General features: G+C 42.9%; 20 protein-coding genes. 10 read left to right on the top strand and 10 right to left on the bottom strand.

Features of this window, described 5'->3' with window-relative positions; translation table 11 throughout:
- Window positions 1-334: 334 nt before the first annotated feature.
- Window positions 335-730, top strand: coding sequence for a VOC family protein (locus tag ACE1CD_RS11610; protein WP_374824105.1), 396 nt, complete (start codon window positions 335-337; stop codon window positions 728-730).
- A 32-nt stretch (window positions 731-762) separates the two neighbouring features.
- Window positions 763-1,833, top strand: coding sequence for an aldo/keto reductase (locus tag ACE1CD_RS11605; protein WP_374795963.1), 1,071 nt, complete (start codon window positions 763-765; stop codon window positions 1,831-1,833).
- A gap of 73 nt (window positions 1,834-1,906) precedes the next feature.
- Here ACE1CD_RS11605 and ACE1CD_RS11600 read toward each other — a convergent pair whose 3' ends face one another.
- On the bottom strand, window positions 1,907-2,332 hold the full coding sequence (locus tag ACE1CD_RS11600) for an ester cyclase (RefSeq protein WP_374795962.1): 426 nt from the start codon (window positions 2,330-2,332) through the stop codon (window positions 1,907-1,909).
- Window positions 2,333-2,578: 246 nt separating this feature from the next.
- Here ACE1CD_RS11600 and ACE1CD_RS11595 point away from each other — a divergent pair, with 246 nt between their 5' ends.
- Window positions 2,579-3,463, top strand: a complete 885-nt coding sequence (locus ACE1CD_RS11595; RefSeq protein ID WP_374824102.1) for a hypothetical protein — start codon at window positions 2,579-2,581, stop codon at window positions 3,461-3,463.
- 139 nt (window positions 3,464-3,602) lie between these two features.
- Here ACE1CD_RS11595 and ACE1CD_RS11590 read toward each other — a convergent pair whose 3' ends face one another.
- The 3 genes from ACE1CD_RS11590 to ACE1CD_RS11580 all read right to left on the bottom strand — a co-directional run bounded on the left by ACE1CD_RS11590 (window position 3,603) and on the right by ACE1CD_RS11580 (window position 9,839).
- Window positions 3,603-4,781, bottom strand: a complete 1,179-nt coding sequence (locus tag ACE1CD_RS11590; RefSeq protein ID WP_374824099.1) for a pentapeptide repeat-containing protein — start codon at window positions 4,779-4,781, stop codon at window positions 3,603-3,605.
- Window positions 4,782-5,241: 460 nt separating this feature from the next.
- Window positions 5,242-7,809 carry an FkbM family methyltransferase gene (locus ACE1CD_RS11585; protein ID WP_374824097.1) on the bottom strand — a complete coding sequence of 856 codons (2,568 nt, stop codon included), beginning with the start codon at window positions 7,807-7,809 and terminating at the stop codon, window positions 5,242-5,244.
- 143 nt (window positions 7,810-7,952) lie between these two features.
- Window positions 7,953-9,839 carry a tetratricopeptide repeat protein gene (locus ACE1CD_RS11580; protein ID WP_374824095.1) on the bottom strand — a complete coding sequence of 629 codons (1,887 nt, stop codon included), beginning with the start codon at window positions 9,837-9,839 and terminating at the stop codon, window positions 7,953-7,955.
- Between the two features lie 100 nt (window positions 9,840-9,939).
- On the opposite strand from ACE1CD_RS11580, the gene ACE1CD_RS11575 reads away from it, so the two are divergent.
- Window positions 9,940-10,428 (top strand): DUF29 domain-containing protein, encoded by a 489-nt coding sequence (locus ACE1CD_RS11575; protein ID WP_374824093.1) that lies wholly within the window; start codon window positions 9,940-9,942, stop codon window positions 10,426-10,428.
- A gap of 227 nt (window positions 10,429-10,655) precedes the next feature.
- Here the strand turns inward: ACE1CD_RS11575 and ACE1CD_RS11570 are convergent, their stop codons facing one another.
- From ACE1CD_RS11570 to ACE1CD_RS11560, 3 genes are all read right to left on the bottom strand, one after another.
- Entirely contained in the window at window positions 10,656-11,090 is a 435-nt protein-coding gene (locus ACE1CD_RS11570) for a hypothetical protein (RefSeq protein ID WP_374824090.1), read from the bottom strand.
- A complete protein-coding gene (locus tag ACE1CD_RS11565) occupies window positions 11,071-11,547 on the bottom strand; it encodes a Panacea domain-containing protein (RefSeq protein WP_374824088.1) in 477 nt (158 codons plus the stop codon). Before ACE1CD_RS11565 ends, ACE1CD_RS11570 begins: the two co-directional genes overlap by 20 nt.
- 267 nt (window positions 11,548-11,814) lie before the next feature.
- A complete protein-coding gene (locus ACE1CD_RS11560) occupies window positions 11,815-13,188 on the bottom strand; it encodes an NB-ARC domain-containing protein (RefSeq protein WP_374824428.1) in 1,374 nt (457 codons plus the stop codon).
- Window positions 13,189-13,442: 254 nt separating this feature from the next.
- Here ACE1CD_RS11560 and ACE1CD_RS11555 point away from each other — a divergent pair, with 254 nt between their 5' ends.
- The 4 genes from ACE1CD_RS11555 to ACE1CD_RS11540 all read left to right on the top strand — a co-directional run bounded on the left by ACE1CD_RS11555 (window position 13,443) and on the right by ACE1CD_RS11540 (window position 15,761).
- A complete protein-coding gene (locus ACE1CD_RS11555) occupies window positions 13,443-13,952 on the top strand; it encodes a hypothetical protein (protein WP_374824085.1) in 510 nt (169 codons plus the stop codon).
- 210 nt (window positions 13,953-14,162) lie between these two features.
- On the top strand, window positions 14,163-14,879 hold the full coding sequence (locus ACE1CD_RS11550) for a hypothetical protein (protein WP_374824083.1): 717 nt from the start codon (window positions 14,163-14,165) through the stop codon (window positions 14,877-14,879).
- Between the two features lie 247 nt (window positions 14,880-15,126).
- On the top strand, window positions 15,127-15,399 hold the full coding sequence (locus tag ACE1CD_RS11545; protein WP_374795951.1) for a hypothetical protein: 273 nt from the start codon (window positions 15,127-15,129) through the stop codon (window positions 15,397-15,399).
- Between the two features lie 38 nt (window positions 15,400-15,437).
- The gene (locus tag ACE1CD_RS11540; protein ID WP_374795950.1) at window positions 15,438-15,761 is read left to right on the top strand and encodes a clan AA aspartic protease; all 324 of its coding nucleotides are present in this window, start codon (window positions 15,438-15,440) and stop codon (window positions 15,759-15,761) included.
- Window positions 15,762-15,905: 144 nt separating this feature from the next.
- Here ACE1CD_RS11540 and ACE1CD_RS11535 read toward each other — a convergent pair whose 3' ends face one another.
- A complete protein-coding gene (locus ACE1CD_RS11535; RefSeq protein ID WP_374795949.1) occupies window positions 15,906-16,175 on the bottom strand; it encodes a type II toxin-antitoxin system RelE/ParE family toxin in 270 nt (89 codons plus the stop codon).
- Window positions 16,176-16,180: 5 nt separating this feature from the next.
- Window positions 16,181-16,405, bottom strand: coding sequence for a hypothetical protein (locus ACE1CD_RS11530; protein ID WP_374795948.1), 225 nt, complete (start codon window positions 16,403-16,405; stop codon window positions 16,181-16,183).
- Between the two features lie 352 nt (window positions 16,406-16,757).
- Here ACE1CD_RS11530 and ACE1CD_RS11525 point away from each other — a divergent pair, with 352 nt between their 5' ends.
- Both ACE1CD_RS11525 and ACE1CD_RS11520 read left to right on the top strand, forming a co-directional pair.
- The gene (locus tag ACE1CD_RS11525) at window positions 16,758-17,114 is read left to right on the top strand and encodes a hypothetical protein (protein WP_374795947.1); all 357 of its coding nucleotides are present in this window, start codon (window positions 16,758-16,760) and stop codon (window positions 17,112-17,114) included.
- 12 nt (window positions 17,115-17,126) lie between these two features.
- A complete protein-coding gene (locus tag ACE1CD_RS11520; RefSeq protein ID WP_374824080.1) occupies window positions 17,127-17,372 on the top strand; it encodes a hypothetical protein in 246 nt (81 codons plus the stop codon).
- Window positions 17,373-17,534: 162 nt separating this feature from the next.
- Here ACE1CD_RS11520 and ACE1CD_RS11515 read toward each other — a convergent pair whose 3' ends face one another.
- A complete protein-coding gene (locus tag ACE1CD_RS11515) occupies window positions 17,535-17,705 on the bottom strand; it encodes a hypothetical protein (protein WP_374824077.1) in 171 nt (56 codons plus the stop codon).
- Between the last annotated feature and the right edge of the window lie 102 nt (window positions 17,706-17,807).

The raw sequence follows: 17,807 nt of genomic DNA, 5'->3' as shown, positions 1-17,807 counted from the left end.
TGGGATTGGCTGACTTATCTTAACAAAGGAGGCAAGTTGATTATCAATCAGTACAACTTATCGATAATAGCCAATATTACTCGCCTCCCACCAGAAAAGTATCTAGCATTCTTTTGCCCAGGTTATCCCTCTGCGGTCTCATCAATATTCTGTGAGCGAGAAAGAAGTACGTGTAGCTTACCCAATTGCGATCGAGCCAACAGGATTTAGGCCAGACCTATGATAGTTGCAACTCATACTCATTATGATTATGATTTATCTAGCGGGAATCGCCAAGTCAGCAGGTGGGTATTGCCCACCTACGGGAATCTTTTGACCCAAAAAGGATAGACAGATGAACCTGATTCGCTTTGAACACATAAATCTTTCCTGCAAAGATATCGACGCCGCGAAAAACTTCTATCAAACAGTTTTCCCCAATTGGGATGTTCGCTCCGAAGGTGTAAACGATGGCAGTCGCTGGATGCACTTAGGTAACAACCAGTTTTATTTAGCACTCAACGATACACCAAACGAAGAGCGAGTACATCACATTTATGAAAATATCGGTATAAATCATGTAGGATTTGTAATTGATGATGGCGACGCCATGAAAGCACTGCTTGAGAAACATGGCATTGAATATTACACAATGACAGCGCCGGAGACAAAACACCGGATTTATGTCACCGATCCTGATGGAAATGAAATCGAATTAGTCGAGTACAATCAAGATTATCAATTAAAGTAAGGCGAAATCTTTGTAAGTAAGGATACACCACAATGTCATCTCAAAAATTAACATCGCTCACCGATTATCGGTTGCTGGGAAAAAGCGGTTTGCGCGTATCGCCGCTTTGCTTGGGAACTATGACTTTCGGTACAGAGGCGGGATGGGGGGCTGACAAAGAAGAAAGTCGAAAAGTATTCGATCTGTACGTAGAGGAAGGCGGTAACTTTATCGATACGGCAGATGCCTATACTGGTGGCACTAGCGAAGCATACTTAGGGGAATTCATGTCATTCCGCCGAGATCGACTTGTAATTGCCACTAAATATACTTGCAATACACATCAAGGCGATCCAAATGCAGGTGGAAATCATCGCAAGAATATGATTCAATCTGTAGAAGCAAGTTTGAAACGCCTGCAAACAGATTATATCGATCTTTACTGGTTACATATGTGGGAGTTTCGCACGCCAGTAGAAGAAGTGATGCGAGCTTTCGATGATTTAGTAAGAGCGGGGAAAGTCCTTTATATCGGAATTTCGGATGCACCTGCTTGGAAAGTTTCTCAGGCGAATACGCTTGCCGAGTTGAGAGGATGGACTCCTTTTATTGCTCTGCAAATTGAATACAGTTTAATCGAACGAACAGTCGAGCGAGATTTGACTCCGATGGCGCAAGAAATGAATATTGGCGTTGTGCCTTGGTCTCCTCTAGGTGGCGGAGTTCTAACTGGAAAGTACAATCGCAAAGTGGAAGAAGAGGCAAATTTTAATCAAGAAATAGCCCTGCGTAAAGACTTTAACAAAAAGTTTGGAAAGCTCACAGATAAAAATATAAGCATCGCCGAGTCAGTCCAAAAAATAGCCAAAGAAATAGGTCGATCGCCCGCACAAGTCGCCTTAAATTGGTTATTGCAAAAACCGGGTGTCGTCAGTCCGATTATTGGGGCGCGTACTTTTAGGCATCTTGTAGATAACCTTCAATGTTTGGATTTTGTCCTGTCACCAGAACATCTGCTTCGCTTAGATGAGGTGAGTAAGATAGAGTTAGGTTTTCCTCACGATTTTCTCGCTAGCAACATGGTAAAAAATGTTGTGAGCGGGGGAACTAATATTACTAGATAATCCTAGAAACCGGGTTTCTTTAGTTTGGTATAACGAGATATCGAAACAAGCAAAGAAACCCGGTTTATCATCCCTACCTCAACAATGGAAACGCACCCAATTGTTGCAAAACTTGCAAGTCGCTCATCTCGCACCAAAGCTCTTTAACTTTGCCATCCTGGATGCGGAAAATTATAATTCCCGTTTCTAGCACGCGCTGATTATGGGGAGGAATGTCGAGTAAACCGCCTCGGTAAGTAGTCCAACCAGAATAGCGCACGACGACTTTATCTTGTGCGGCGATCGCATCATCAATTTGCCATACTGGATCTGTAAAAGTGGCTCGATACCAACGCAGCCATGCCTTAAAATCTTCAATTCCAAAGGAGTCGATCCGATTGCCTTGACCGTGGGCAATGAAGTCAGGGGCAACTAGATTATCTAAAATTTCCAGTTTCCCTTTGGTAAAAATGTCTTTAAACCACTTATCTGCTAGGGCTTTGGGTTCGGAAACTAACATCGAGATTACTTTACGGCCTTTGGTTATGAACAATACCATTGTCCGAGTAGTAACGGTTGTGCAACATCAGTCCAACAGAGGAAAAAGTCACCCGATTGGGTGAATCAAGTGGATGAGGTGCGATCGAAGCAAAAATTAAATGATTGTAGCCAGCTTTTAGACTTGGAACAACTTACATAGAATTCGGCGTCAAGACCTGGAGCGATCGCCAACCAATTTCAACTCAAAAATCAGGGAGCCAAAATAATGACTTTTGCCATTTTTGATGAAACCTTCTACCTCAAGAGTTACCCGGATATTAGGGCAGCAGTTGCAGCCGGAGGCTTTGCTTCCGGCCTAGAACATTTTCAACGATTTGGTTTACAAGAAGGCCGCACTCTCGTCTCCCCCTATTGGAACGAAGCGCAGTATTTAGCAGCCAACCCCGATGTCAGAAATGCCGTCACCGCTGGCTCTTTCCGTTCGGGTTTGCAACATTTTATCTTGTACGGAGAAGTCGAAGGTCGTGCCGGCGCACCTGTAGTTCCTACCAATGTCGGCTTCAACGAAGATTATTACTTATCCCTTTATCCCGATGTCGCGCCTTTAATTGCCTCTGGGCAGTTTGCATCTGCGGAAGCTCACTACATCCGTGTCGGACAATTTGAAAATCGATTGGCTTTATCTTCAGGAAGCAGGGGCAATGATATCGTTACGGGTAACGGCCCGCTAAACGGTATCGTGGGAGTCGGTCTGGACGTTTTCGTTAACAGGGGAGCCCCCGATCCCAGACCGACGAGTCTGGGAGTTGGCGAGACGGATATGTTGATTGGCGGACTGGGGAACGATTCCTTTATATTAGGCTTTGGCAGAACAACGGCGAATCCAGTTGCCCAAAGGTTATATGTGGGTGGCGGTAATAGCGACTACGCTTACATCAAGTACTTTGAACGCGGGAAAGATTCTATCCAGCTAACCGGAACCCTCAACGACTACATTCTGACTGCGGGTTCGTTTGCTGTCACCGGCAACAGGGCTTCTGGTGTGAGCATCTCCACCAATACAGGAGATTTGGTCGCTTTAGTGGAAGGCGTGCAATCTCTACAGCTAGCCGACCAAGATACCAATCAGGGAATCTTTTTCTTAGGCTAGGGACTAGGGATTAGGGATTAGGGCGTCGGGGTTAGGGCGTCGGGAAGAGGGAAGAGGGAGAGGGAAGAGGGAAAATAGTAATTCTTCTGCTTCCCTGCTCCCCTGCTCCCCCACTCCCCCGCTCCCCCACTCCCCTCTGCTAACTCCTGGGCTGAATGCGGATCGGTACGGCGGGAGCGGACTGCTGAGCTGGGGCTGGTGCTGGGGCTGGTGCTGGGGCTGGTGCTGCTTGTACCGCAGGCGGAGTTGATGGCTGAATTCGGGTGGGCTGAATTCGGGTGGGTGCGCTCGTTGGTGGATTTGACTGCTGGATTCGGTACGGCTGAACCGTAGATCCACTGGATGAAGATGGCTGGATTCGGGTGGGCTGAATTCGGACTGGTGGATTGGGGGGTGGAGTTGGGGTTGTTGGTGTGAGGCTTGGGTAGGAGGGCGGGACAGGGGCGATCGCACCGGAAGGTGGGGGAGGCTGAATGCGGATCGGTTGGCTTCTGCGATTGCGAGCTTCTTCGCTCTGCTCTATCTCGCGGCGAACTTCCTCTAGGGAGCGTCCGGAAGATAAGCGATCGGTCCAAGTTCGCAGTCCTCTCGAATCGGCTTCCCGTCCCAAAACTTCTCGATAAATCCGCTGGATGGCTGTTTGTGCTTCCGAGCTGCGAGCAATTTCCCTGCGGACATCCCGCACCGATCGCCCGCGTTCGAGAGCGTCAGTCCAGGTTCGCAAACCCCTGGAATCGGGTTCGCGACCCAGAACTTCTCGATAAATTTCCCTAATTTCGTCTTCTCTGTACCGATAATTGCGATCGTTGTCATAAGGATCTCGGCTGTAGCGATCGCGATCGTTGTAATAAGGATCTCGACTGTAGCGATCGCGCCGCGAGGAATCATACCCGTAAACACCTCTGAGATTGGCACCATCCAGGGAAACATTTCCCAGATAAGCACCATTGAGGTAAGCATTTTCCAGGTTGGCATTCCTGAAGTTGGCATAGTCCAGATTGGCATTTCTGAGGTTAGCCCCTCTCAGTCTGGCTCTGTTGAGATCCGCTTCCCTGAGATCCGCACGCTGGAGGTCAGCTTCTTCCAAGTCAGCTCCCCTCAAGTTGGCACCCCGGAGGTCGGCATTTTCTAAGTCCGCATTTTCCAGGTCAGCATTTTCTAAGTCGGCATTCCTGAGATTGGCACCTCGGAGGTCGCACCTCCTACATTCATTAGTGTCCAGCAGCCTTCTGAGGTCATTGCGATCTGCCGCACGCAAAGGAGCTGCTATCCCAAAACTAACGATTAAAGCGGTAGTTAAAAGAATGGTTAGTTTCATTTTACTCACCTAAAGGTATAGGTAAATTTTGCTATCCTACAATTTAATCCAGTTTATGAATGACCCGCGCTTGCGAGCGGTTCAATTTAATATCGGTTCTACATTTGCCAACGGGAAGTTATTTAGTTGGCTCGTGGGTTGGCAGTATTTTTAAGCTACTGCACGAGCGCGTATTTCGTCTTTTATTTATTTTGTCTCTTATTACAGACTGCTAACCTCCTCCCTGTGGTTCCCCCAAAGGAGTGAAAATTGCTAATTGTTAAGTGGGGCGACGGGGCAATCGGGCAGCAGGCATAGATCTGGGGAAAACGCTTACTGTACAAGCATTGCCCATGCTCCCATACCCAAAAAAACGCGCTCGAAAATAGCAGCGCTTGACGTTTACCGAAAGTGGTGGCCCTATACGTCAGAGCAATTATTGGAAAAAATTCATACCGTTATTTGCACAAATTGATGCGTTCTAGTTGGGAATTTCCACTGGTTGAAGTCCGCTGACAGTAAGACTAGAACTGCTATGCAAACACAATATATTCATAGAAACAATGTCACCAAAAATGTTTTCAGCATTTTGGAAATAGTTGTTTGGGTTATATAAAGGAGTTATATGCCAATACATTTTGTAGCCCAAAGAATGAAGATATGAGAGCAAAGAAAGCGCTTTTTCTAGGCGATCGTTCTCAACATAGAGAATGGGTTTTAACCTATTAATAGTGTTGACGGCTCCTTGCAAAACTTGCAATTCCATCCCTTCAACGTCTAACTTAATCAGGCGACAGTAGGGCAAGTTTAAGCTGTCCAAAGTTATTACCTGAACTAATTCGCCTTCAATATGACTGCCAAGCTCTATGCCGCCAAAATTATTCGCTTTGTTATAGTCGAGGATAGGCACTTTTAGCGAGCCGATCGCATCGCCAAGAGCGACATTGTAACAGTAAGTATTAGTTATGCTATTCAGCGCTAAATTGGCACATATATTTTGAAAAATAATGCGTTGCGGTTCAAAAGCCATCACTGTTCCGCGAGTTCCAACAGCTTGGGCAAAAAACAGAGTATAAGCTCCAATATTTGCTCCTATATCTAATACCAAATCTCCGGAATGTACGAATTGTTTAAAAATATCAATTTCTCCTTCGCAGTACTCGCCATAGAGGTCTAGAGACCTGCCAATATAGGTATCATTTATGTTATAAATAAAAACACCGTGACGGCATTTCTTAAAACGGTTGAAACCATCGACAGGAAGTAGAGTTTTTTCTTCGTAGCTAATTGTCTGTGTGAGTTTGTCTTGAGTGAGTTTGTCGGTAATTGCATTTGACTGGGATTGTGCGATCGCGTTTTCTAACGCCACAGCTACTCGTTCAAATACTTCTGCCCAATCTCCCGATCGCAACTGGCGGAACAGGCGCATAGTAGGATACCAGGGGCTATCTTCGCGATCGAGCATCCATCGCCAATCAGGTACTTTTGCCAGCACCACCCATACTGGTTTTCCCAGCGCTCCTGCCAAATGCGCTACCGACGTATCTACAGTGATAATTAGATCGAGTTGTGCTATGGCGGCGGCAGTATCTGCAAAATCATGGAATTTTTCGCTTAAATCCTGTATTTTTTCCGAGCTGCCTAATTCGGATAATTCGGCAGTTTTTGCACCTTTTTGCAAACTGTAAAAGGCAATTTGTGGAATATTTAAAATAGATAAGAAATGGCTCAATGAACAAGAACGGTAGCGGTCATGTTTATTAGCGGAATTCCCTGCCCAAACTATTCCTACTTTTAGTTGCGTTCCGGGCGGTACTTCTAGTCTAAAAGGGTATGGTTGAGGAGGTAAAAGGTAGGGAATTTGGGCGGGAATTGTTTCTAAAGTAGTACCCAAAATATGGGGTAAACTCATAAACGGGGCATGAACGTCAAACTCAACTTGCGTCCCCATAGTTACTAACTGTTCGATGCCCGGTACTTTGCTAAACAGTCGTCGCTGCGATTCATAACACATGACAATGACGCGCCCGCCGCGTTGTGCCACAAGGGGAGCGTAGCGGATAAACTGAATACCGTCACCAAATCCTTGTTCGCAAACGAGTAAAATTTTTCGTCCTTGCAAATCCGATCCATCCCAGAGGAGGGATTGGGGTAAATGGAGGCGGATGAATTCTTTTATTTGCCAGCGCCACTCTGTTTCGGCAAATCCGTTTTTGAAGTCGCCACTATATAGCAGAGTTACACCTAAGTTTTCATGAGCTTCTGGAAAGTTTGGCTTAAGAGTTAAAGCTTGACGCAGGAGGATTTGAGCTTCTGCTATCTTACCCTGAATTATGAATACTTTGCCCAGGTTGTTGTAGGCATTGGGATAGTTGGGATTGAGGGCAAGTGCTTGCTGGTAATATGCGATCGCGTCTTCTAATTTTCCTTGTTCCTCAAATGCGTTACCCAGGTTGTTGTGTACTTCGGCATTGTTGGCATTTAAGGCAAGCGCTTTTTGGTAGTAAGAAATCGCCTCTTCTAATTTTTCCTGTTCTTGCAAAGCGTAACCCAAATTATTGTATGCTTCGGCATAATTGGGGTTTAAGGTAAGAGCTTTTTGGTAAGATGCGATCGCCTCTTGTAAATTTCCCTGTTCCTGAAGCGCGTTACCCAAGTTGTTATGCGCTTCGGCATCTTTGGGATTTAAGGCAATCGCTTTTTGGTAAGATGCGATCGCCTCTTCTAATTTACCCTGTTTCCCAAGCGCAACGCCTAAGTTGTAGTGTGCGTTTGCATCGTCGGGATTTAAGGAAATCACCTGCTGATAAGATGCGATCGCCTCTTCTAACTTATCGATAATATTATAAATATTTGCCAGATTGTAGTGTGCTTCGATGTGTTTGGGGTTTAAGGTTACAGCTTGCTGGTAAGATGCGATCGCTTCTGCTAAATTACCCGCATCTGCCAGTGCATTACCCAAATTATTGTAAGCTTCAGCATTATAGGGATTTAAGTTTATCGCCTGCTGAAAGGATGCGATCGCATCAGCTAAGTGGTCATTGGTCATTGGTCGTTGGTGGTTAATTATTAATCATTAGACATCTCCTCAAAAGAATCTCTCTCGGCAGGCAGGATGCCTACCCCACAAGAATTTTTGGAGATGTCTATTAGTCATCGGTCATTGGTTTTTAAGCGATCGCCGATAACCAATTACCCATTCTGATATTTTACCAGCAATTGCGGAATGTAATCGTACCCATCCACCCCAATGATGGGAATAATCTGAGCGCGATACTGCTTCAGCGCCTTCTCAAAAGCTTCAGTTCCTATCTGTCCTCGCAAAATTGTCATTAATCCTGCCGCTTGACGCCACTGAGGAGAGTTTATCTGCTCCAAAAGATACATTCCCAAACTCCCCATAAAGATAGCTTTTTCTATTTGTTGTAAATTGTAATTAGCTTCCGCCAAATAGCTTAAATTAAGCCCCTGAAGATACAAATCCCCAGACATTTGGGCAGCTTGCCATCCAATTTCTAAATAGGGAATCGCGGCTTGCGGTTGAGATAAAATAATGTAGGCAATGCCGAGACTGCTGCAACAAAGAGCCTTACTTTGCTGCAACACAGATTCTGTTCCGTAACTATCTCCCAATCGTTCCGATAACTGCAATCCTTGTTGCAAATAACCGATCGCCATCTCGTAAACTTCCGGTTCTACCCTTTCCAATTGTTGCGCTTGCAACACTTCGCTGTAACCCAAATTTGCTAAAGCGTTGGCTTCTCCAATACGCTCTCCCGTTTGACGACTTAATATTAATGCGCGTTGACTGTAATTGATGGCTTCGGTATAATTTTTCTGAGCTACGCAGATGCGGCTGATGTGATTGAGATTGGCAATTTCACAAGGAACATCTGCCGCCGTCCGGGCTATTTCTAAAGCTTGTTGATGAAAATTATGCGCCTGCTGATATTGTCCAACGGCAGCTACCGAATAGCCAATTAATGTTAAAATCCGAGCTTTTTCTTGAGTGCCTTCAACTCGTCGCAGCGGTTCGTCCAGGTAATTGAGCGCAGAGCGAAGAAAGTCGCCGCTGAAGGAAGCAAAGATACCGCCGTAAAGGGGAAAATATTTTTGTTGGGCAAAAGTGCGGAGAATTTGTAGGGTGATTTGAAAACAGCCGCTAGTTAGGCGATCGCGAGAATTAGATTGAAAACCATTAGCTAACAGCGACCAAATTACGGCAAAAGTCAAGAATGTGGAAATTGACAGTTTTGCTCCTACTTTCGGGTCGTAAACTAATTTGTCAAACCAATTTACTAATCCTCTTTGCAAACACTGTAAAATCACAGCAAGTTGGACAAATTCATTTAATTCTAGGCGTTGCTTTGCTGCCAGTTCTGTAATAGAATGATTAAGAGCTAAAGTTTGAAATAGCGCTTTGGGAAACGGACTATTTACTTGAGAAGCCCATAGCGCCCAAGGGCCACGCTGTTCGGGTGCGCCTTCAAATCCCAGCATTGGACGACTTCGATCGTAAATCCAACTAACAAGATGTTCCTGCAATCTTTGCCAAGATTGCAAACCTTCTGTTAAGCCTTCTGATAATTGTTGAAGTTCTCGCGTCGTCTCGGTGTCAGAAATTGTTTGAGCTTGTTGTAAGAGAGCTTTTGCTAACTGCTGAATTTGGTCTAAGTTTAACGCCTGCGCTTGATTGGGATCGATCGCCTGCAACAAAGCTTGCAATCTGTTGTTAGTTTCGGCGTTGGCGATCGCGTTCGTAGCTGCTGTAATAACACTGGAAACTCGATTTTCGGCTTGATATCGTTCCCATTCTCCCTGAATAGTTTGCATCGCTCTCAAGCTGCGGGTTGCTTTCGCTTGCTTGAGTTCATCCTTAGTATTGTCGATTTCCGATTGGGTGGCGCTGATGCGATCGCTCAAAGCTTGCTCGAAAATTTCCCCCGTACCCGCACTGACACCTTGCGCCAGCATTTGATAAACCTGCTGTTTCGATCGAATTTTGCCCTTGAGGGTAGTTTGCACAATCTCGTCGATCAGGGAGAAGTAGCGATCTCGTAAAGATGGTGAATCTGACATAAGCTGGTGCGAATGCCTGCGGCAAGCTACGCGAACGGTTCTTGCACTAAGATAGCGTAGAAAGGTCATACAATGGAAATATTGAGGTGAAATAATTTAAATGCACAGTTCACCAACTAATCCAAAAACAGCAATATCTACGCCCAAACTATACGAAACCGATTTCTATAGTTGGACGCAAGAACAAGCATTGCTACTTCGCAACCAGCAATGGCATCAACTAGATTTGTTAAATTTAATCGAGGAAATTGAATCTTTGGGTAGAAAAGAACGGCAAGAACTGCGAAATCGCTTGAGCGTATTAATTGCACATTTGCTGAAATGGGAGTACCAACCACAACGCCGCAGTCGCAGTTGGCTGGCAACAATTCGGGTGCAACGCCGCGATACGTTACGCTTATTAAAAGATAACCCCAGTCTAAAGCCTTACCTGGAAGAAATATTGCCGGAAGCTTATGAGGATGGCAGAGATTTAGCAATGGGAGAAACTGACTTGCCAAAGTCAACTTTTGCCTCCAATTGTCCTTATAATTTAACCGAGATTCTGGACGAGCAATTTTACCCTGGCGAACCGATTGAGTTGGAGTAATAAAATTTTATTTGTTTGCTTTGTAGTAATAATACAAACTTATCTAACCGTAGGGTGGGTTAGGCACGGGCGATAATTTCAGCACTTTCGATCGATAATTTAGTTCCCGTGCCGTAACCCACCATCCTACTGTAAAATCACGAACATTTTTCCCCATAAATCCGAAAGATCCTATTTATTTTTTAAATCTTGCGATCGCATTTTTACCAGAACTTATTTTAACAATTTCAACTATAAAGATTGTGGTCTGGGTCTAGCCAAACAATATAAAAAACATTTTCACTAAAAAATCCATGTACTCTGCCATATTCATTCGCAGATATTTGAAACTGGTAGGGTATATTTACTAGCTGGTCTTCATTAGGAATGCCGAAGCCATTAGGCTCGGTTGTATCTTGCCAGTTTATGATATGACAGCGCAAACTTTTACTTTGATTGTTAATAACTTCTTCAGCTTTCAATTGCGATAAATCGCGCAACCTTCTCAAGAGAGATGCAAGATATCTAGCATCTCTCCCGCCTATTGAAAATTTATTTTTATCCTCCTGATAATACCTGAAAGAAAAACTAATTCCTTCCGGTATTTTTACATCTTTGCGTTTGATATTAGATAAGGATGTCTGGCGGCGTAAATCTGCCTTTTTAGGTTTCTTCGATGACACGGGTTTTGTAAAATTCTCTCATTAATTCCTTAGAAATAATAGCATGAGAAGGTTCATCTTTTGGCAACCCACCTCTAGCCTTAATCCAAGGGTCTTCGCGACGCACCATCAATTCTAACTCATAAGCATCCAGAAAGAAATACTCGTCAACTAAGTCGTCTAAAAACTTTTGTACATCCTCTGGAAACTCTGGTTTTTCCACTTCTTTCAGAATAGGTTTAAATCCAAATTGTTCTTTGTATTCGTAAAATAAAGCTGGGATAGTCGGCCCATGCACCCAAGCTTCAAAATCCTCTTCAAAAAGGGGTTTATCTTCAAATGCCAGATACCATGCTTGGGCATAATACAAGAGTTTTTGTAGCTTTTGGTTGCTGAGATAGGAGCCTACGTCATTAGCAAACCAAATGAAGTAATCAACAAGTTTGGAAAGCGTTGTTACGGGAGTTATTGTTGTCATATAACAGAGATTAAATCAGTTTGATATTTTTTATAATAGCACAGAGCGATCGCTCTCCTGCAATCGCTTCCTTATCTATTATTTTATCATAAAAAAGTAAGATTATTTTAAAGTTAATTTTAGCAATTTATTGACGTTATAACTAATATCTTGCACTTTTGCGATCGCCCGACGAGGGTTTAAACACCCGTCTCATAGCGAAAGTCCTCTAAAGAGGACTTTCGCTATGACGCAGGGAATTTATTCCTTGGTAGGTTTTGACTAAAGTTATAACCCCTTAATATACTGCCTCAGTACAGGTGGTAGAGTATAAAAACTTCCTTGTTGTTCTATCAAACAGCGCCGCGATAAAGATTGCAGCGAGTTTAGTAAATCTGACGGTGGAATGCTGCCATTTTCTAGCAATTTTGCCAAATTCACTGCTTCGCTTTCTTTCGCCAACAAGTATATAACTTGTTTTTCGATTTCGGATAAACGATTAAACTGTTGCTGTAAAACATCTTTCAAATCTTCCGGCAACAATATGGTATCATTTGGTAATAACTCTGTAACGCATTCTCCCAACTCTTGAATAAAATTACCTACGCTTTTTAACCACAACGGATTGCCTTGGTAGCGGAGAATCAGTGCTTCCGATTCTTCTAAACCATATTCTCTCAGTATTTCCCGTCCCGCTACGATATCTAAACCTTTGAGTTGTAAGATACGAATAGAATTATTTTGGCTTTTAACTTGAGGAAATTCTCTCGGTTGTTCCCAACCGATTAATAAAAAGCAACTTTGATGGGATAATGTCTCTATCTGTTTGAAAAAAGAGCGATATTCTTCATATCCTGGTTTATATTTTCCTGCCAATTCAACCCTACTGAAAAGATTGTGAATATCATCTAAGACTACTAAACAGCGATACTTTTGCAAATACTTAATCAACGGTAATGATTTCTGGTTACTTGCAGGTGAATCTAGCTTTTCCGACTGCGAGAAAAACTGTATCAATTTATCGTGAAATTCAGCTAAAGTAGGCGATACGTCTAGACTGCACCAAATTACATATTCAAACTCATCTTTTATTTGTTCGACGAGTTGCACAGCTAATGCAGTTTTGCCGATACCGCAGATACCAGTGAGTGCGATTAAACGACAGCGTTGTTGCAAAATCCAGGTGGTGAGGGTGTCGAGTTCGGAAGTCCGATGATAAAAAGCACCCAAATCCGGCATTTCGCTTAAATCGTGATGTGATATTTTAGTTTGTTTTGTGTTAGCTGTTTTCTCATTATGCGCGTGTGAGTTTGGTATATCTGGCGGGTGTCTAGCTTCTGTACAATAATTAACGCAACTTATTTGCACGCAGTCTTGTTGTGGTGCAAAATATGAAAATATGGAGACTTGCAATCTCTCCATTGTCGATCGAAAATTCGATTTACTGACATCTTCCCCTAACTGTTCTGAAAGTATCCGCCATAATTCCGCTCCCACTTCCCTAACACGACTTTCAGAACAATCAAAATCATTAGCTATTTCCTTATATGTCTCGCGTTGTAGAGTACCCCGCAGTATCGCTTCTTGCAAATCATCAAGGTGCTGACCCGTTTTGGCAAATACTATGTCATCAGCGAATTTTAACATTTCTTTAAGATTCATGGGGTAGGTAAATGGGAGCTTTTTCGGTATTGTAGCGCACATCTGCCAGCATTTTCGTACATTTCCGTACATTTTCGTACAAAATTGGATTGAAGAGAGGGAAATACAGGGGCAAATTGGCGGCAAAATAGTACATTTTTTGACTTGACGAGCCTTTGATTTAAGAAAGATCATAGATAAGTATTCAAGCCTTATAACTAAAAGTTAGCCAGCTTAAGGTTACAAATACAAAGCAATTCAGCTAAGAGATTATGATGAAAAGCAAAGTTCAAGTTTTTCTTGCATTCGGTGTGTTGGCAACGGCGGCAATAGTTGCACAGTCAGAATTAGCCTCCAGTCAAGCAGTATTTAGTCGAACATTCCATGAATCCACCACTATCCAAGGATCTGGTCGCGCCAGATCGGGAGGCACAACATTCCAATTTAATATTAATGCCTCCGGCGGCTCATCTGGAAATGGCTCTGGCACATTTTCAGTTACAGGAGAACAAAATGGTCTCCAAATGGTTGTTAGAGCTGAGTGTGTAGGAAGTTTTCTTTTGAATAACACCATTCCTGTTGGTACTCTTGCGGGTCCAATCATTGGTGGTTCTTCCAGAATAACCGCAACAGATACTTGGGCATTCGTTGGAGTAAGAGATCAAAATCCTGACAAGATCCGTGTTTTATATCTTTCAAGAGAAAAGGCACTAAATCTTTGTAATCAACCAACTGATAGTTTTCCTGGTACTGTTACTTCTGGTAGTGTTAGTATTTCGCACTAATGCGATCGCCCTTCCTTGTAGCTTAGTTTAACGCAAGGAAACCCAACATTTTTTTCCACTCACAATCTTATCCATTCAAGGAGAGCGATCGCACCACCAAAACGACCGTAGCTAGATACAATAACGCAATCTACACGGCATTTAGTCGTGGTGTAATCTACCGGAATCCGAATGGTCAGAATGTTTCATTAAAATGAGGTAAACAAAATCATGAAGCTATCCAGATTATTTGCTAATTTTACTTTGGCCTCTACTATTACAGCTGTCTCCCTATTAGGACTAGCTGTAAAAGCTCAATCAGGAGATCTTTTCGGAGGTGTGATTAACGGATTGAGTTGGGAAGGCAGAACCCAAATTATTAATACAGGAGGCTGGGATAGCGATATAGCGGTAAAAAACGGCTATGTTTATTGGACTAAAGATGATAACTTGTACGGTGCTAGAATTAATGGACTTAACTGGGGTGGCAATGCCAAAGTCATCAATACTGGTGGTTGGATAAATACTAATATAGCAGTAGAAAATGGCTACGTTTATTGGATTAAAGATGATAATTTGTACGGTGCTAGAATTAATGGACTTAACTGGGGTGGCAATGCCAAAGTCATTAATACTGGTGGTTGGAGAAACAGTACCATAGCAATAAAAAACGGCTATATTTATTGGGTTAAAGATGATAATTTGTACGGTGCTAGAATTAATGGACTTAACTGGGGTGGCGATGCCAAAGTCATCAATACTGGTGGTTGGAGATATAGCGATATAGCTGTAGAAAGTGGCTATATTTATTGGGGGAAAGATGATAACTTGTACGGTGCTAGAATTAATGGACTTAACTGGGGTGGCGATGCCAAAGTCATCAATACTGGTGGTTGGAGATATAGTACCATAGCAGTAAATGAACGCTATATTTATCTAACGAAGTAGTTTTCTTAGGTTGGGTTGACACAAGGAAATCCAACATCTTTTGCCACTCACAATCTTATCCATTTTCATCATTTCAATGCGATGATTGGAAGGAGAGCGATCGCACTACCAAAAAAAGTGCGATCGCTTGCTTGAATTTTAAGACAGTCGCTACGAAACTCATAAGGTAAGCAATATCCACCCTGTTTAGCCGTAAAATATGATAAAATAGTTCTGAAAAATCACTGTAGCGATCGGAACTTACCTTATGCAAACAATCCTTCTCAGCCGTGAAGAAGTGGCAAGACGTGCAAAACAATTGTACGAAAATAGCATCCGTCAACAAGTGGAAGTGGATGAGAACATCGGCAAAATGGTGATCATCGACATTGAATCAGGAGACTACGAAATTGATGAAACTGGGTTAAAAGCAGCCCATAAACTTAGCGAAAAACATCCAAATGCTCGTCTCTTCGGCATCCGCATTGGATACAATGTAGCGGTGTCATTCGGTGGAGTGATGGAGCGTGTTTACAAGTGATTTCTGGCATAGTTACTGATAGACACGCAACCGTAACGTTGACATTTCTGCTCTACAACGGCTCAACTATACCGATTGAATTTGTCATCGATACAGGATTTACTGGACATCTTTGTTTGCCCCCAGAAGCGGTTTCATTATTGAGGTTTCCTTTCATATACGATCTCTCGGCAAACTTAGCAGACAACAGCGAGGTTTTATTGCCAGTCCATGAAGCAGTTGTGATATGGAATGGAGAAGAACGAGAAGTTCGGGTACTTGCGACAGGGCGAAGACCTTTACTTGGAACTGCCTTGCTAGAGGAACATGAACTTGTAGTACAGTTTACTGAGGGCGGGCTAGTGACAATTGAAGAGTTGTAATAGCCATTAGTGCGATCGCCCTTCCTTATAGCTTAGTTTAACCCAAGTAAAACCAACATCTATTTCCACTCACAATCTTATCTATTTTTAGCATAACAATGTGATGATTGGACGGAGAGCGATCGCCTATCGTGAAATCGGGGATTAGGGAAAATAACGATAAAACTCCCGACGATGTAAAACACGCATAACTTCTATAACATCTTCATTAACCTCGATTCCAATACGATAATCGCCGATGCGGATGCGATAGCGACCCGCGTAACCTTGCATAGCTTTAATGTCAGGAATCTCCTCCAAAGTTTTGATTGCTTCTAAAGTTGTAAAAGCAAGCTCGTAGATGCGTTCGTATGATGTCGAACTCTTCAATTTTTTCAAGTCTTTTAGAAAAGCCTGACGGTATTTAATTTCCAAGATGATTATTCCTCAAGATAAGCTAAGGCTTCCGCACGATCTAGCAAGGGAGTATTAACAGCTTCATCCATTGCTTTGTTCATACAATAGTCTTCTACCGCCTCTGCAAGTTGCTCCACAGAAACTTTTTCATTAGGTAGTATTTGTCGCCATAGCTCAATAGGAATCACTACAGCGCTTACATCTCCGTCTTTGTTGGTAATATATTCAATATTTAACACAGTTTCCATCTTAATAATCCAGAAGCTTGCACAAATTATAGCTTACCTCAGAGTGCTTTGGCAATTTTTTCCGACCATTACTTGGAACTGCGTTGCTAGAGGAACATGAACTTGTAGTGCAGTTCCCTAAAGGCGGGTTAGTGACAATTGAAGAGTTGTCATAGCCATTAGTGAGTCGCCCTTCCTTGTAGCTTAGTTTAACCCAAGGAAACCCAACATCTATTTCCACTCACAATCTTATCCATTTCTACCATGACAATGCGATGATTGTACGGATAGCGATCGCACTTTTTTTTGTAGTGCGATCGCTCTCTGCGGTACAATAAAAGTAAAGCTCATAAATAGCCTTTCCAAAATTAACATGATGAACCTAGACTTGTCGCAGTCCGATCCATTCACCAACCTCAAAGTCACACTCCTGCTAGAAGCACTGACATCCGGGGAAGTTGCGGCATCCGTCAGAGAGTTTCCCGACTGTCGAGTGAAAGCAGAAACAAGAGAAGAAGCGCTCGCACAAATTCAAGCTACCTTTTTAGAACGGCTAAAAAATATGGAAGCGATTTCATGGAACGTGCCGATTCAAACTTCAGAACCAAACTGGATGAAATTTGCAGGTGTCTTTAAAGACGATGCCGATTTTGCCGCAATTATGTCATCAATTCGCCATGAAAGAACCTCAGATGATAACTCCGAAGTCGATCCTTCCTATTACCTGTAGAGGTGGCTTCTGGTGTATCGATATATTCTAGATACCGATTCTGTTTCACTGATTCTCTACAATCATCCCCAAGTTATCGCTAAGGCGGCAAAACATCCGTTTGCCATTACAATTATCACCGTTCAAGAACTCTTCAATGGTTGGGTGGTGAGAATTAACGATCCGTCCCAGGTGCATAACTTACCTGCACTTTATTCAAAACTTTGGACAACTGTCAAATATATTCAAACTATTGAGGTTAGTTATACAACCAATTAAAATACAAACAGGCGTTTCGGTATCGTGCTGTTCAAGAGAGAGATAAAAAAGCCGATCGCTCATTTCCCAGCAAGAGATTCTAATTGCTTCTGGATACCATCGATCGATTAGCGATCGATTCGTTTTTTCGTCATAGCTGGGATCGCCAATTATTTGAATACATTATTTTAATATATTTTCGTACTTTATTTCAAAATCAGCGATAATTTCATCTATTTTATCGGGATCTAGCTCGTATAACCAATCAGTTGCTTCAAGATAATCATTTTCCGCATTAGGACACGCTCCTATAATCTTTTCAATACGTTCTTTCACAGTATTTTCTTGTACCATAACTATCCTCTGCATCAGGATTGCATCTTTGAGTCCAGATTCGTAGGTTGGGTTGAGGCACGTAGGCGTAGCCTTCCCGCAGGGTAAACCAAGGTTTATGTT

The organism is Aerosakkonema sp. BLCC-F183, from assembly GCF_041929145.1.
GTDB lineage: Bacteria > Cyanobacteriota > Cyanobacteriia > Cyanobacteriales > Aerosakkonemataceae > Aerosakkonema.
Note: the sequence above shows the minus strand (reverse complement) of the source record. Positions and strands in the feature narration are given on the sequence as shown.

What these genes read in the sequence shown, in the direction of transcription:
- ACE1CD_RS11610 (WP_374824105.1), top strand. Translation starts at nt 335, where the DNA reads ATGAACCTGATTCGCTTTGAACACATAAATCTTTCCTGCAAAGATATC.
- ACE1CD_RS11605 (WP_374795963.1), top strand. Translation starts at nt 763, where the DNA reads ATGTCATCTCAAAAATTAACATCGCTCACCGATTATCGGTTGCTGGGA.
- ACE1CD_RS11600 (WP_374795962.1), bottom strand. Translation starts at nt 2,332, where the DNA reads ATGTTAGTTTCCGAACCCAAAGCCCTAGCAGATAAGTGGTTTAAAGAC.
- ACE1CD_RS11595 (WP_374824102.1), top strand. Translation starts at nt 2,579, where the DNA reads ATGACTTTTGCCATTTTTGATGAAACCTTCTACCTCAAGAGTTACCCG.
- ACE1CD_RS11590 (WP_374824099.1), bottom strand. Translation starts at nt 4,781, where the DNA reads ATGAAACTAACCATTCTTTTAACTACCGCTTTAATCGTTAGTTTTGGG.
- ACE1CD_RS11585 (WP_374824097.1), bottom strand. Translation starts at nt 7,809, where the DNA reads ATGACCAATGACCACTTAGCTGATGCGATCGCATCCTTTCAGCAGGCG.
- ACE1CD_RS11580 (WP_374824095.1), bottom strand. Translation starts at nt 9,839, where the DNA reads ATGTCAGATTCACCATCTTTACGAGATCGCTACTTCTCCCTGATCGAC.
- ACE1CD_RS11575 (WP_374824093.1), top strand. Translation starts at nt 9,940, where the DNA reads ATGCACAGTTCACCAACTAATCCAAAAACAGCAATATCTACGCCCAAA.
- ACE1CD_RS11565 (WP_374824088.1), bottom strand. Translation starts at nt 11,547, where the DNA reads ATGACAACAATAACTCCCGTAACAACGCTTTCCAAACTTGTTGATTAC.
- ACE1CD_RS11560 (WP_374824428.1), bottom strand. Translation starts at nt 13,188, where the DNA reads ATGAATCTTAAAGAAATGTTAAAATTCGCTGATGACATAGTATTTGCC.
- ACE1CD_RS11555 (WP_374824085.1), top strand. Translation starts at nt 13,443, where the DNA reads ATGAAAAGCAAAGTTCAAGTTTTTCTTGCATTCGGTGTGTTGGCAACG.
- ACE1CD_RS11550 (WP_374824083.1), top strand. Translation starts at nt 14,163, where the DNA reads ATGAAGCTATCCAGATTATTTGCTAATTTTACTTTGGCCTCTACTATT.
- ACE1CD_RS11545 (WP_374795951.1), top strand. Translation starts at nt 15,127, where the DNA reads ATGCAAACAATCCTTCTCAGCCGTGAAGAAGTGGCAAGACGTGCAAAA.
- ACE1CD_RS11530 (WP_374795948.1), bottom strand. Translation starts at nt 16,405, where the DNA reads ATGGAAACTGTGTTAAATATTGAATATATTACCAACAAAGACGGAGAT.
- ACE1CD_RS11525 (WP_374795947.1), top strand. Translation starts at nt 16,758, where the DNA reads ATGATGAACCTAGACTTGTCGCAGTCCGATCCATTCACCAACCTCAAA.
- ACE1CD_RS11515 (WP_374824077.1), bottom strand. Translation starts at nt 17,705, where the DNA reads ATGGTACAAGAAAATACTGTGAAAGAACGTATTGAAAAGATTATAGGA.